This is a genomic window from Cupriavidus sp. H18C2, assembly GCF_049393795.1.
Taxonomy (GTDB): Bacteria; Pseudomonadota; Gammaproteobacteria; order Burkholderiales; family Burkholderiaceae; genus Cupriavidus; species Cupriavidus pauculus_C.
This window is the reverse complement of sequence record NZ_CP186010.1, coordinates 1,738,678-1,752,707: the sequence shown is the minus strand read 5'-3', so window position 1 is coordinate 1,752,707 and position 14,030 is coordinate 1,738,678. Positions and strand designations below refer to the sequence as shown.

The following is a 14,030-nucleotide window of genomic DNA, read 5'->3' as shown; positions in this document are numbered from 1 at the left end:
AGTCCGGATATCACTCGATCTGGTTTCAGTGTAGCAAGTTAGCGCGATGCCCGATTCACAATGTTGATATACATGATCGTTGCATGAAGTGTAGTAGCCTTCTCTCCGATATAGGTATTTTGGAAAACTTCAGAGAGGCGCTTCATTGTCCGGTATGTCACTGTGCATTATCGGGGGCGCCCCTTAGTCCAGGAGTTTTTGTCGAAAGCTACCTCCACGAACATCGAACCCACGTAAAAATATATCGACAAGCATTCTCTACGTTGAATGAGTGGGTAGAGGATGTCTCCGCTCGCGGTGACAGTTGGATCGCCTACTCCAACGTCGAAATATGGGCCGCGGATGCGGAATGTGCCTTTGCGATTGCATGTGCGCTGGCAAAGCCTCCGGAGATATTGGAACGGCCATCATGCAACGGCGTAGCCCTGTTCTGGCAACGACATTTGGCGGGAAATATGTCATTCGTGCCTTTGTTTACTATTAGACGGCGCGAAGACGAGCTTATACGCGTTGTCTATTGCTGCACTTTGCGGCTTCTGCGTTCTTATGCTGCGGGTATTGCGAGCTCCGGGAGGGTTCCGCTGAAGCAATTTGTCGTCTTCAGGAAGGGCGACGGAATACAAGTCAGCACAGGGGATGCACGAGTACAGGCCTACCTGCTGCTACGCTATTTTGTGGAACAACCTGCCAATAGTGTTATCGCGCTTGATTCAGCAGTAGAACAGGTGTCGCCAAGTAGAGATTTGGGATGGTTTCTCTCCAGGGACGAGAACTCGAGAGCATCGACCCGAGCAGGAATTCTATTGGCGTATGCGACAATGCATCGTGCGATTCGAGAAGCAGCGACCTCCGGATTTGTGAAATGGGATCGTCTGATCGAACTGGTACAAGGTGTCGTCATGGCCCATCAATACTCGGAGACTGTCGAGCGGGGAGTCGTAGTATTCCGGATGCCCGTGGGAATGCCTTTGGCTCCGTTTCGGCCTTTGCCGAATCTTCCCCGCATTTCTGCGTAAGAAATCTGAAATCGGGCATCGCACGGTGGTGGTCGGAGTCATGCGCCAACTCGCCAGCAGCGAAAGCACCTTGAAAGCGGGAAAGCCAGCACGCCCCTTATGATCCCGAGAGGGCGTGGTCGGACCTTCAACGGGCCGATATTTGAGGCTGTGTGGCCGAAGGAAGCACAGTTTAGACGTCCGGCCGTTTCTCATGAACTCGCCGGGCTTTGCGTCAGTGCCGCTGCAGCGTTTCGAGCTTCCTTGGCGGGTATCCGCCATCACTTTGTTTTCGTTGGAGGCAGGCTGGAACGAAAACTAGTTCCGGAGGTAGCGAATGTCACCCGATCGGCAGCGATGTCTTGCCTCGAACTGTTATGGATTCTGTGCGGGCCAGCTTCTCCAGGGCATACCGACCAGTAGGCCGAGTGCCCGATCAACTCTCGGCAACTGACCCAACGTTGGACATTGATCGGCGCTTTCAATGGCTGGAACGCCGCCGCACGCTCCAATACGAGTGATTCTAAGAAAGCTGACGGTACATGCGACGTGAGCCACTCCGCGTACGCGCTGGTTGCGCTAGCGTAATTCGTATTGTGCAGAGCCGGTCCAACCCTGTGCATGGGAGCACGTGCGATACAACTTGTTGCCTCGGATTTCATATTGAGGAACTGCGCTCCAGCTGTCTGCATGCGACACGGTACGGTACACCTTATCGCCACGGATCTCATACTGAGGCAGGCCAGTTCAACCGCTAACATGGGACACCGCCCGGTAGACCTTGTTGTCGCGAATCTCGTATTGCGGGAGGCCAGTCCAGCCATCGACGTGGCTCACCGTTCGGTAGCTTTTTGCCATCACTTTCGCCAGATATGTCCCACACCAAAGCCACATCGGCCCAGTCATTCGGCAATGCCTGACGCGCGTGCTAGGTCGGGAGCGTCAGGGAGGCTTGATAGCCGCCGCCAAACGCGCCCTCGAAGTCATACTCATACAAGGTTGTTCGTCCCATACCCGGCTGACGCTGGCCCAGGAAGAACGTAAAGGCGTTGGGCGCCGCAATAAAAATATGCATTGGAGGTTTCACGTCCTTCCGCTCCATATTGATGCGCTGAACCAAGGCTTCGGCGAGTTCGAAAGCGTGCCTGCCGCTTGCGACCGACTGCGCTCCCGATCCGCACGACGGTTTCGCGACTAATAGCTTGCTGACGCCAGGCAAGGCGGTGGCAATATAGCCGCGCACCGCGTCGGGAATATCGTGGGTGAGCGCAACAGCCACGGCCATCTCTCCTGACTCTTGTGCGTGAGCACGAGATTCGATGGATGCGCGAGCACGGTAATTGATGGTCGGCTGCGGCACCGTCCATCACCAATGTTGCGTGCCGTCGGGCAACGCTGATGGACGTGGCGATCTATCGCGGTGGACCGGATGCGGAGCAGCGGCACTGATGTAACAAGGGGCCCGGCGGGCCCCTTGTTACTGGATCAGAAGTCGTTATCTGCGAGATCGCCAAGGCCATCAGGATGCTCCTGCCGATCTTCGGCCAGCCACTGGGCCAAGGCCAATTGATAGTGAGCATGCAGACGGTCGCGCAGATCGTCGAGCAATTCGATCACAGCCCAGGCCTGCGCGGGCGTCCAGTTGGCATCAATGAGCAGGGGCAGCCCCTGGGCGATGCCGGATGGCTGGTGGAAGGTCATGGTGATGTCGTCGTTGTGTTGATGGACGTGGCGGCGATGGCCAACGGCGCCACTCACCGCCTGGCGCGGCGGTTCAGGGTTGCGCTGTAGGTTTCCAGATAGAGCTTCTCGTCGATCTGCGGTAGCTCCCGCTGCGCGGCCTGGGCCAGAAGCTCGCCCGCCAGGTTCATCAGGATGCGGTAATTGCCGGCGGCGTGCTCACACAGGGTCTGGCGCAATGGCATGGTCATCAGGGTGGCGTTGCCGGCGGCGGCCAGCAAGTGGTCCAGGCAGGCCTGCAGCTCGTCGATGCTCGCACTCTCCAGCGCCAGACGGCAGCGGATGCGGCTGCCCAGCGGGATCAGGTCCTCGCGGCTGAACTTCTCCGGCAGGCGAGCGTCGCCGGCAAGCACCACGCACAGCAGCAATTGCGAGTCGAAGCGTGCCTGTGCGAGCAGGCGCAGTTCCGAGAGGGCTGGCACCGCCATCTCCTGGGCTTCATCGATGAGCAGCACGCAGCGGCGGCGGCTGGCCTCCATGTGGGTGAGCCAGCGCTCGCGCAGCGCCTTGAAGCCGCCCCAGCGATTGTGGGGCTTGAGCGGTACGGTAAAGATGTCGCTGAGCTCGCGATAGAAGTCCGCCAGATTGCTCTGTGGGTGAGCGATCGAGCCGACCATCAGATCGGGGACGCGCATGAGGCGCTGATGGAGCAGGCGCAGCGTGACGCTCTTGCCGCAACCGGGGTCGCCATGCACCATGGCGAAGCCGCCTTCGCGGGCCATACCGTTCTCAATGCGCCAGCAGAAGTGATCGAGCTTGGGTGGCACGAACACGGCCTCGACGGGGATGTCCTGGGCGAAGGGGTTGAACTTCAGACCGTACAAGGCCAGCAGGTTGGGTTGATTCATAGCTTGGTGGGTGCGGGTGGGAGATAGGCCGGCGGCAGGCCGGTGGCGGCGTGTTCGGCGAGCAACTGACGCAGCAGCGGCGCAGTGCCAGCCTGCGCGGGTTCCTCGTTAGCAGGCGAGGCACCCTTGGCCGTGAGATGCGCGCGCCGTGCGTCGGCATTGGCAGACTTGTCCAGCGGGAACACGGCGGCCAGGATCGCGCCGATGCGCGCATCGATCAGGTCGACTTGGGAGAGATCCCAGCGCGCGTAGCTCAGGCAGACTTGCTCGAGGTGGCGGTAAGCGCCGGGGATCTCGAAGCGCACGCCGTCCAACGTGAAGGTGCCGTCGGTTCTGCGCTGGCGGCGATGCTGGCGGATACGGAAGGCCCGGCGCAAGGCCAGCGCCTCGGGACTGGGGCGCGAGACGTCGGCACAGGACAGGTAGCGCTGCAGAGGCGTCGCCTCGAGTTCGGCGTGTTCCTTGTGGTGGTATTCCTGCTCGACCCAGGCCTGCGTGGCGAGGTTCAATTGCTCCAGGGTGAGGTGCGACTCACCTTCGAGCATGGCCATCAGCCGGGACTCGAGCTGTCCCCAGAAGCGTTCCTGCTTGGCATTCTGGTATGGGCTGTAGGGCAAGGTAGTCTGGTGCAGGATGCCCAGACTGGCCAGCCCCTCGACGAACTCGTCGGCCATCATGGCTGCGCCGTTATCGGTCATGATGGCCCGCGGCAGCCCTCGCTTCATGATCGCCTGCGAGACGCCGTGCACCAGCGAGGCAGTGGTCTCGTCGAGGAACCACTGCAGGTGGCAGACCAGCCGCGAATGGTCGTCCATAATGCAGAGCAGCAGCGGCTTGTGCCACTGCCCATCGGGGGTGAGCACCTTGCGCGAACCATGGTGGAAGTCCAGGTGCCAGAGCGCGGCCACGTGGTCGACCTCGTAGCTACGCACCTCGCGTGCCTCGCGGCGAGCCGCAGCAGCGATGGCCCCATCCGTGCTCGAGCGCGGGGTTGGCTTGCGCACCAGACCCTGCGCCTTCAGATACCGGCACACCGTGGTGTAGGACGGCAGCGTGTCCGGGCCATCCTTGGTCGCGACGCGCAGGTTGTCGTAATGCAACTGCATGGTCCAGCCGGGGTGCTGACGGTACTGCTCGACCAGCGCTTCGATGATGGCTGGGCTCAGACTGACGAAGTGGCCGCAATCGTCGCGCAGTCGGTTCTTGAGTTGATCGACCGGATCCTGGACGTGACGGGCCCGGTAATACCAGCGTTCGATGGAAGACGCGCCGAACTGAACGTCGGCGCCGGTGATGGGGTGCCGCCAGACCTTGGCGGCCAGTGCCTGGAACGCTTGCTGCAATTCTCCTTTGGCAGGCGGCGAAGCCAGCAAAGGGCCAATGACCGAGAAGCGCAAGCGCGCCCATCGGTTGCGATGATCAATCGATAGTGACATGACTCTCCGTTGGGGGGATAACGGGAGCAGGCTACGGGCAGTGCGGGTGACCCGCCATCGACATGTTCTGCGGGAGATTCCCCTATCTGGCGCATCCCTCAGCCAGCGTGGTCAGGCCGGGCCCAGCAGCAGAAGCAACACCGCGGCCAGACGCTCGTCTTCGCTGTCGTGCTCGACCGATTGCAGCAGGCAGTCGGGATAGATGAACGGCTCGGGCGTTGGCGGGATGAGGCCACGCAGCCACCGACCGACGGGGGTCTTGGGGAAGGTCTCGGTCCACCACTGACGCCAGCGCTTGAGCGTGGCCCAACTGATCGCCGGCAGGCCGTCCAGGCAGGCGCCAGTGGCACGGCTCGATCGCAGTACCAGGACAATGGCCAGCCAGACACGCCGGCCGAGAAAGCGCACCGAATCGGGCGTCATGCGTTTGCGGCATCCGGCACAGCACAGGCTCAGGCGCGTATTGCAGTCCGGGTGTGCTGCCGGTGGGCATCCGCGCGGCTTACGCGGATAGTTGGCACTGTGCAGCACAGAGCCGCAATGGCAGCAGCCCCTGTCTCGCGCCACCTTCATCAAGTCTTCGTCGATCCGGCGCAACAGGGCAAAAAACGCTGGCGTTTGTAGCAAGGCATGGCACACTGCTGAGGTCTCCTTCATTGCTCGACACAATAAAGGCGACATCTTCCCTCAGGCGCGTGCATGCACGCTCCCTGAGGGAACCCCTCCAGCGTCCATCACCGTTCTTGCTCAAATCCCCACGCTTTCGGCATCACGAAAGCTGCTTATGCACACTCTGACGTCAAGTCTTCCACTTCAAAGTTCCACGTCGGCCAGTCTGGATTGGTGAAAGTGTCCGTCGCGCTCCAGCTTTGCCGGTCGATCGTACGCTGCTCGATTTCCACGTGCCGTCCAGACTTGATGTTGACGACGGACCCAGCGGCAAACGCCAGCGTCAAGTGGGCGTCTAGCGCCAGGAGTAACGGTTGCGGTTCGCGCGCCGCGTCAATGAGAAAGCGCTTGAGCGCGGGGTACAGGTTGCCGGTCCAATCTTGCTGGTCGCGAATGGCCCGATCGTTGAAATACGGTATCAAGTCCAGGACGGTGCTGCATCGTTCCTCTAGTCGGTCGAACGCGTGCTCGAACGACTTGACACCCACTAGTGTCCTTGGAGAGTTCCTTTTCGCAAACAGATTCTCGCGCTGGCAGGCGTCCCGAAAGGTGTCCCGCGTGAACTCGAGGCGACCCTGGGCGAGCCATTGGAAGACGATGTCGTCATACCGGAAGCTACTCTCGTTCAGCGGTATGCGAAGCAGTCCCCGGTTCTCGAAGTGCATGTCCAACAGTTCGCGGAGGTCATCCAGCGATGTGGAGTCGGTGTCGAGCGAAAGCGTGCGGGCCAGTAGACGCAATTCGGCATCGTCGATGCCCAGATGTTCCCGCCACAGTTTCCGGATCCGGCCTGTCGCCGACGCATCGGTCTTCGTGCCAAACAACTGCTCCAGGCGAATGGCTTTGTGACGCTGATGGATAAGGGGTCGGAGCGGGTCGGTCTGCGCGATCCGCCAGTTGGTTAGCAATTTGAATCGGACCCCGATCCCGTCTTTCGCGTGGGCGTGCTGAGCATTTCGGGCCCGCTGAAGAAAGGAAAAACGATTGGCGTTGATCCACTCGGGATCTATGAGGTCGCTATGTCCGAAGTCGCTTACCGAAACGTGCCACTTGCATTGCGTGTACTCCCGCAGGATTGGTTTTCCTTCTGGGTCATTTGGTGCACGGCTGGGGTCATATTCCACCCATACGTCGTCGAAGCCTTTGGGACCGGATTCGAAACCCACGCGAATGACGGGGCTGTTAGGGTCAAGCAGGCAAACGGCCTTGCGCCAGAAAATCCGGGCCTGGAAGTTGTCGCCGTCCCGACGCACAGGCGCTTTAGTTATCGGCAGTCGATAGCTGACGCGCGGCGGGACATGCATCCGCATCGATGCCGTAGCCCAGCAAATGCAGGGCCGCGGCATGGATCGACGCGTGTTCGTTCGATATAGCTCCCGCGAAGCTTCCATAATTGCGAACTTACGATAATTTCGATTATGGAAGGGCTTCCATAATCGAAAGGCATGGCTCTTCGCAGACACCGTGGCCGGCGCCAAGGCAAGCGCCATGATCTATAGCCTGATGCTGACGTGCCGGGCCTGTGACGTCGAGCCATATGCCTATCTGCTCCACGTGCTCACAGAGTTGCCACAGCGAACGCCAGACGCCGACATCAGCGACCTGTTGCCGTTCAGCTTCGCCCCGCCGAAAGCCGCCCCGCCGCATCCTGCCTGAATACGCTCGTCGCACTCAAGGTGTGCCGAAACTGGCGCTTACGATGGGCAAGCCCTTTCGATGCCGGGCGCCATAGTTGACCAACGTAGACGCGTTGCTCCGCAGGTACCCGCAGACCTTATCTAGATTCCACCACAGCGTACTGAATTCATACCCCGCTCTGGTCAGGAGCTGCGCGTCCAATGCCTTGATGCGCTCCAACGCTTTGCGGCCCTTGCCATGCCACGCGAGCCACTTGGCGTGCGTGATTTCGGTCTCTATCGACTCTCGTTCCAGTGAATCGATAACCTTACTGCCGAACACGGAACGCTGCGCCGCTTTGAACTGTAAGCGCTCAATTGACGACGTCTGGTATTGAAGGCTGAACGTTGGCAGGCTAGCGTCCGCAAAGACTTTGCGGACGCAAACATGATCCAAGACGAGATTGACCTATTTCCGCTGCAGGCGGTGCGAGTCCGCTCCAATGGGAAGCGCGACTACGAGCCAGCGGCCAAGCGGCGTCTGATTGAGTTCTGTCTTCAATCGGGAGCATCGGTCTCGGGCACGGCGCTCAAGGCCGGTATCAACGCTAACCAGTTGCGCAAATGGATTCGGGACTACCGAGATTCAGTGCAGGCGCGAGGTGCGTTGCCGGCATTCGTGCCGGTTGTCCAGGAGGTTCAGGATTCGCGGCCAATCGAGACACTTGCAAAGGTTGCGGTGCCGCGTCACGAAGCGGCATCAGCGACTGGCGATCCGCCACCGCGGCAAGCGCAACCGCTGGCGCTCTTGAGCGCAAAGCTGCCCAACGGTGTATCACTTGAGCTCGAATGCAGCGAGCGAGACGTTGGGCTCGTAAAGGCAATGATCGAAGCACTGAGTGGAGACCGTTGATGTTTCGGCTCGACGCTGAGCTGCGGGTGTATCTGCATCGCGACGCAGTGGACTTCCGTAAGAACATCAACGGCCTGGCACTGCTGGTCGAGCAGACGCTCGGGCTGGATCCGTTTGCATCGGCTGTATTTGTGTTCCGTAACCAGCGGGCCGATCGCATCAAGATTCTCGGGTGGGATCGCAACGGCTTCTGGCTATTGTTGAAGCGATTGGAGGCGGACCGGTTTGCCTGGCCACGCGAGGCGGCTGTGGCTACGCTGACGGTCGAACAGTTGCACTGGCTGCTCGAGGGAATCGACATCGAGGCGATGCGCCGGCACCCGCACCGAGAATACCATCGCGCTGCGTGAACGCTGTTTGGCGGCAGCGGTCTAACCCGCCATGCCATCCACGCCCGTCACCGTTACCGCCGCCGAGCTGCAACTGTTGCGAGACGCCGAGCGCGAGCTCAAGGCAATACTCGCGGAACGCGAGGCAATCAAGGGCGAACTGCGTGTGATGACGGTCCAGCGAGACCTGCTCTTGGAACAGCTCAAGGCGTTTCAGCGTAAGCTGTTCGCCGCAAAGAGCGAGGCGCGAGGCTCGGAGCAGAAGGACTTGTTCCTCAATGAGGCCGAGGCCTTGGCGACGGCGGCCGCGCAGCCGGCGCAGGAAGAAGAAGGTACGCCCGAGACCGAAGTGGCCGGACACAAACGCAAGAAGCGCGGCCGCAAGCCGCTCGACCCGGCGCTGCCCCGTGTCGAGGTTCGTCACGAACTACCCGAATCGGAACGCGTCTGCCCCCTCGATGGCCAGGCTCTGGTCGAGATTGGCGTCGAGGTCAGCGAACAGCTCGACATCGTGCCGCAGCAGGTCCGCGTGATCCAGCACCAGCGGGTCAAGTACGCCTGCCCATGCTGCGACGGCGGCATCAAGACGACGCCGGCACCGGCGCGCATTATTCCCAAGGGACTCCTTACCGAATCGGCGCTGGCCTGGTGCATCACCTCGAAGTATCAGGATGGCCTGCCGCTGTACCGCCAGGCAGCGCTGCTGCATCGCTTCGGCGGGGACCTCTCTCGCGGCACCCTGGCCGCAAGCATAGTGCGAGTAGGCCAGGCGGTGCAGCCAATCATCAACCTGCTGCGTGACCATCTGCTGGAAGCAGACGTCGTGTACGGTGACGAGACAACGGTACAGGTGCTCAAGGAGCCCGGCAGGCCTGCCCAGAGAAAGAGCTTCCTATGGGCGCAGATGAATGGCACAGGGCCGCCGGTACGGTTGTTTGCCTATAGCCCGACACGCGAGACAAAGCAGGCTACGGCTCTCTATGCCGGCATCAAGCCTGGGGCGGTGTTGATGACCGACGGCTATGCACCATACGACGACGTCGCAAACACCTATCAGTTGGTGCATCTCGGATGCTGGGCACACGCGCGCCGCTACCTGGTCGAGGCGGAGCAAGCCTTGCCCAAGGACAAACGCCCCGACCACCCGGTCACCGGATTCCTGCAGCGCATCGGCAAGCTGTTTGCCATCGAAAGCCACACGCTCAAGATGAAGCCGGAACAACGGCAGCAGGTTCGCGCCGAACAAAGCCAGCCGCTGCTGGCCGAGATCGAAACGATGCTGCTGCAACATCTGCATACCGTGCTGCCGCAAAGCCTGTTCGGCAAGGCGCTGCACTACCTGCATGGGCAGTGGCCAAAGCTCGTGCGCTACATCGAGAACGGAACCTGGCCGATCTCGAACAATCCCTGCGAGAACGCGATTAGGCCATTCGTGATCGGACGGAGAAACTTCCTCTTCTGCGACACCGTGGCCGGTGCCAACGCTAGCGCAAGTCTTTACTCGCTGGTGGAAACCTGCAAGGCCAACGACGTCGATCCGTATCAGTATCTCGTTGCCTTGTTCAAGGCGTTGCCACACGCACAGACCGCCGACGACTACGAGGCTCTGCTGCCCTGGAGGCTCAAGCCCTCAACCGTCTAGCGGATACCGCCGGCGGCCGCAAGGGGCGCCCTTAAAAGACCGCTTACTTTGAACTTCATAGCGATGTGGAACCAATCGAGAATCCTGCCGCGTGCGAGCTGACTGCCCCGGATGGTCTTCTCAAATTCACCGGCGTCGTCGCTGATCACGGTAACGCGCTCGTCGGTCGCCACACCGTTTCGAGTGAGAAATTGATCCAGCCGCGCTACTGCCGAGGTAACTTCCCGGTGCACATAGGCATAGAACTTTGGCGGCCTGTCGGTGAACGTCGCTCGTCCAGCGATGAGGTTGACATGTCGGCCAAGGCCCCTCACCGAGTCGCAATGCCGCAACCACGCCGAGTCAACGCTCACGGTCGCGACATGGCTGGATTCGCGAACCTGGACGCCTCCGTCGAAAGGGGGCAGCTTCGCAATATCACGCTCGATGTCAGCGTCGAGTTGCTTTCCGATAGCACGAATCCGATTTCGAGTGCCGCTGAACGAAATGCCCTTGTCCAGAGGCAGTATTTCCTTCAGCATCGCCGTGGCCTGCCGATATGGCAGATGGCTTGCCCACTTCGCCTGGAGGTATTCCAGCTCTGGCGTGGCGCGATTAGTCAGCGCTTTAGACAAGGGATGGATCACGGATCGTGGCGTCGGCACAGTCCGTTGGCAAGCACACGACCACAGCCTCGGACTGTTCACCATCACCTTGCCATACACCGTGCGCACCACCGTCGAGCGCTGGTCCTTGTGGCTCAAAGCCGCCCCGCAACTCCTGCAATGAGTCTGGCCCGAAAGCCATCCCGCGACTTGTTTCGAAACCAGCTCGGTCTGAACCTTGGCCAACAGCGAGCGGCCCTCCGCGAGGGTCAGGCCCAGATCCGCAAGACTACCGTCACGGCGCTCGATCACTGCCAAAACGCCCTCACCGGCATGGCCAATATCGCTGCCCTCGTCCGCCAACCTGGCTTCGATGATCAACCGCATGGCTTGCTCCCACCGTTGCGATACCGATCAGCCTAGTTCACATACAACCGGCGCGGTGCCTAAGCGGCACTTTCTTGGTGTCCTCCCCAACCTTTGCACGCTCTCCAACGGATAGCGAGAAGATGTTGTTCGAGCGTGAGAAACGCAAATACAATGCGATGCATAGGCCAGTCTGTTCTGGTTGTCGTGTGGCGCCTGGAAAACATCGCACGATATCAGAGCAGTACTGGCCTTCCTTATGTCCGTTGCGTCTCGCGCTGATTGCGGAGATGTTCAGAAAATCGCCCCAGCCGTTCGCGGGATAAACGGCCCTCCCCAAACCTCAGATTGCGCGGGACGTAACAACCCGCAGCCGCAGAAGCTCGATATTGGCGCGGCCATACATTTGGCGCTTGAGGAGCTTGAGCCTGTTGACATGACCCTCCGTCTGGCCATTGCTCCATTGCAGCCTGACACGCGCGGTGGAGCCTGCATGCCCCCATGCCCTTCATGTCGCCTGTTTGGAAGCACAATCCGTTTCTGCCGCGGGAAGAACACTCTCGGAGACGCTGCGCAGCTTGTGAAGCAAGGCAACAGAGTCGCGCTCAATTCGCTTACGCAAAACCAGCCGATCAGCCATGCGGGCCACCACACTGGAAAACCGATACTCCAGCGTCCGCACGAAGCGCGTGCCAGTGGCTGTGCCGATGCACTCATACGTGACGAACATCTCAAGACCCCGGTTGCCACGGGCCCGGGTTCGCCAGAGCCGATCCGGAAGACTTTCCACGACTTCCCACTGCAACTTGCCTGCACGGCCGCCGACGTACGCAAAGTGGCTCCCAACCGGCAGCGACCCTCCCTGCCCGGTGATCGCTACGTGGTAAGGATGCCACTCGTGCCAACGAAGCGGAGTACTCACGTAGGCCAGTACCTGGCTTGGCGTCCGGGCGATATCAATGGAATGCTGCATCTTGACGGTGGGGACCAGGCTCTCGCTTGCTTCTTCGGGCTCCCAATGAAGGGTTCCATAGATCCAGTCCCACAGTGGAAACACTACGGCGAAGTTCTTGGTCTGCATCAGGTCACGGCGGTGATGCAACTCATGCAACCGCCGCATGTGGCGAATCCACGGCAGGCGACAGATCGGATTCTGCGGCGGGAGGTGCTCGCAGGCATGAAAGATCTCGTAGCTGAGATAGCCGCCCAGTAGCGTGGCGGCAAACAGCGCAGCGACGTTCGCATTGACCAGGCCGATGATCGACCAAGCGAGCAGCGCGCCAATGCTGTAGACAACGATCAGCCATGCCGGGAACAGAATCACCCGCCAGTCCTTGGCGAACTCGTAGCGCATCTGGTCATCTGCGAAAAAACTATGATGGTCGCCCGTGTGGCGCTGGTAGAACGCCTTCGCGAATCGCTTCTTGTTGTGCCCGAGACCCTTATGGGTGCGGTACTCGCCACTGCTGTAGAAAATTAAGGTGGCCGGCACAGTTAGCCACTCCACCGCGCTGACGTGGTCCAACTTGTTCAGCAAGAAGAGGATCAAGGTCACGCCGAAAACAAGAACGAAGCCAGCATGCAGCCAGGGGTTGTAGTAAGGCGAAATGTTCGCCCGGTATTTCTTCCGGAAGGTTTGGGTATCAAAAGACATGATCGGCTCTCAAAGACTGTTGCGCTGTCGGGCTCGCGATACGTGGCCAGTTCCGCCAAGCCCCCGCGGACCTTTCTGACGTCTGGCGCCAGTAGGTCGCTTGGTGTTGTAGTCTATTGGTGCGATCATTTTCATTCCAATGGATATTGATGATGAGAATTATTGATGAATCAGAATTTGCAGCAGATTGATCTCAATCTCCTCTTCGTGTTCGACATGCTGATGCAGGAGCGCAACCTGTCACGCGCGGCCGAGCGACTGCACAAGAGCCAGCCGGCGGTGAGCAATGCGCTCAGTCGTCTGCGCGAGCAACTGGGGCAACCTCTTTTCCGCCGTACCGCTAAGGGACTCGAGCCCACTGCCGGGGCGATGACGCTGCACGTGCCGGTACGGCAAGCCCTGCGCTTGCTGCAGGCAGGGCTTGCCGTTCAAGAGAGTTTTCAGCCGGACACGGAGCGAACCTTCCGACTGTCGATGAATGACTATGGGCAGCTACGGCTGTTACCGAGCCTGATGACCCGGCTGATGGCGCTGGCGCCGCAGGTGAAGCTGCAGGTACTGTCGGACGAAGGTGCCCTGATCCCGCAGCGACTGGCCAGCGGAGATCTGGACTTGGCGATTGATTACCTGTACTTCGACGACGCCGATTTGCTCTACCAACCGATTCACGAAGAGCGCCTCGCAGTTATCGGCCGACCGGGCCACCCTGCATTCAGGGAAGGCCTCGACAAGACGGCGTATCTGGCCGCACAGCACGTCTCGCTCTTGCCGCGAGCCGGCCGCGGCAGTCCGCTCGAGATCGTCCTGGGCTCGGCCAAAGTGCAGCGCCATGTGCAGTTGCAAGTTCCGCACTACCTGACCATTCCAGCCATCGTCGCCAGCACCGATTTGCTGGGTACCGTGCCCTGGCACTTGGCCAGGCATTTCGTGCACAACTATGGCTTGCAGCTCGCGGAGCTTCCTTTCGAAACGCCTGCGGTGCAGGTCAGCTTGATATGGCACCGTCAACAACAACACATGTCTGGTCTGCAATGGCTGAAGGAGCAAATTGCGCAAGTTGCACAGACCGAATCGAGCTGATGTGGCGGGCCTCATTGGGCTGCCTGCGCGATGGATCTTTGAATCCATAGTGGCGCTGCCTGCGCTGTGTCGGGAAATCGGGCGGCGCGTTCGAGCCCTGCAGCCGCACCAATAAAATCAAGGGTTTACAGGGGTTTTCCTGTAAACCCTTGTGCATT

General features: G+C 60.2%; 12 protein-coding genes and 2 pseudogenes. 5 read left to right on the top strand and 9 right to left on the bottom strand.

What is annotated here, in order from left to right; translation table 11 throughout:
• Nucleotides 1-1,923 precede the first annotated feature (1,923 nt).
• From EPAKOI_RS08025 to EPAKOI_RS08000, 6 genes are all read right to left on the bottom strand, one after another.
• Nucleotides 1,924-2,355 carry an SAVED domain-containing protein gene (locus EPAKOI_RS08025; RefSeq protein WP_423193433.1) on the bottom strand — a complete coding sequence of 144 codons (432 nt, stop codon included), beginning with the start codon at nucleotides 2,353-2,355 and terminating at the stop codon, nucleotides 1,924-1,926.
• Nucleotides 2,356-2,480: 125 nt separating this feature from the next.
• Complete coding sequence (locus EPAKOI_RS08020; RefSeq protein WP_011229369.1) at nucleotides 2,481-2,696, bottom strand: hypothetical protein; 216 nt, start codon at nucleotides 2,694-2,696, stop codon at nucleotides 2,481-2,483.
• 53 nt (nucleotides 2,697-2,749) lie between these two features.
• Nucleotides 2,750-3,583 (bottom strand): ExeA family protein, encoded by an 834-nt coding sequence (locus tag EPAKOI_RS08015; protein ID WP_008651548.1) that lies wholly within the window; start codon nucleotides 3,581-3,583, stop codon nucleotides 2,750-2,752.
• Entirely contained in the window at nucleotides 3,580-5,019 is a 1,440-nt protein-coding gene (locus EPAKOI_RS08010) for an IS481 family transposase (protein WP_008651549.1), read from the bottom strand. Before EPAKOI_RS08010 ends, EPAKOI_RS08015 begins: the two co-directional genes overlap by 4 nt.
• Before the next feature lie 111 nt (nucleotides 5,020-5,130).
• On the bottom strand, nucleotides 5,131-5,676 hold the full coding sequence (locus EPAKOI_RS08005; protein WP_124682078.1) for a transposase: 546 nt from the start codon (nucleotides 5,674-5,676) through the stop codon (nucleotides 5,131-5,133).
• A gap of 125 nt (nucleotides 5,677-5,801) precedes the next feature.
• Nucleotides 5,802-6,353 carry an SAVED domain-containing protein gene (locus EPAKOI_RS08000; protein WP_423193499.1) on the bottom strand — a complete coding sequence of 184 codons (552 nt, stop codon included), beginning with the start codon at nucleotides 6,351-6,353 and terminating at the stop codon, nucleotides 5,802-5,804.
• A gap of 772 nt (nucleotides 6,354-7,125) precedes the next feature.
• Here EPAKOI_RS08000 and EPAKOI_RS07995 point away from each other — a divergent pair.
• The 4 genes and pseudogenes from EPAKOI_RS07995 to tnpC form a co-directional block, all read left to right on the top strand.
• A pseudogene (locus EPAKOI_RS07995) lies at nucleotides 7,126-7,344 on the top strand (transposase domain-containing protein); the annotation flags it as partial.
• Nucleotides 7,345-7,752: 408 nt separating this feature from the next.
• Complete coding sequence (gene tnpA / locus EPAKOI_RS07990) at nucleotides 7,753-8,217, top strand: IS66-like element accessory protein TnpA (protein ID WP_008652244.1); 465 nt, start codon at nucleotides 7,753-7,755, stop codon at nucleotides 8,215-8,217.
• Complete coding sequence (gene tnpB / locus EPAKOI_RS07985; RefSeq protein ID WP_008652247.1) at nucleotides 8,217-8,567, top strand: IS66 family insertion sequence element accessory protein TnpB; 351 nt, start codon at nucleotides 8,217-8,219, stop codon at nucleotides 8,565-8,567. The genes tnpA and tnpB overlap by 1 nt, the downstream gene beginning before the upstream one ends.
• 31 nt (nucleotides 8,568-8,598) lie before the next feature.
• Nucleotides 8,599-10,188, top strand: coding sequence for an IS66 family transposase (gene tnpC, locus EPAKOI_RS07980; protein ID WP_008652249.1), 1,590 nt, complete (start codon nucleotides 8,599-8,601; stop codon nucleotides 10,186-10,188).
• Here the strand turns inward: tnpC and EPAKOI_RS07975 are convergent.
• From EPAKOI_RS07975 to EPAKOI_RS07965, 3 genes and pseudogenes are all read right to left on the bottom strand, one after another.
• Nucleotides 10,185-11,159 carry a hypothetical protein gene (locus EPAKOI_RS07975; protein ID WP_423193432.1) on the bottom strand — a complete coding sequence of 325 codons (975 nt, stop codon included), beginning with the start codon at nucleotides 11,157-11,159 and terminating at the stop codon, nucleotides 10,185-10,187. The genes tnpC and EPAKOI_RS07975 overlap by 4 nt on opposite strands.
• A 322-nt stretch (nucleotides 11,160-11,481) precedes the next feature.
• Nucleotides 11,482-11,604 (bottom strand): annotated as a pseudogene (locus tag EPAKOI_RS07970) (hypothetical protein); the annotation flags it as partial.
• Between the two features lie 42 nt (nucleotides 11,605-11,646).
• Nucleotides 11,647-12,792 (bottom strand): sterol desaturase/SRPBCC family protein, encoded by a 1,146-nt coding sequence (locus EPAKOI_RS07965; RefSeq protein ID WP_043355372.1) that lies wholly within the window; start codon nucleotides 12,790-12,792, stop codon nucleotides 11,647-11,649.
• Nucleotides 12,793-12,957: 165 nt separating this feature from the next.
• Here EPAKOI_RS07965 and EPAKOI_RS07960 point away from each other — a divergent pair, with 165 nt between their 5' ends.
• Nucleotides 12,958-13,872, top strand: a complete 915-nt coding sequence (locus EPAKOI_RS07960) for a LysR family transcriptional regulator (protein ID WP_043355370.1) — start codon at nucleotides 12,958-12,960, stop codon at nucleotides 13,870-13,872.
• Nucleotides 13,873-14,030 lie beyond the last annotated feature (158 nt).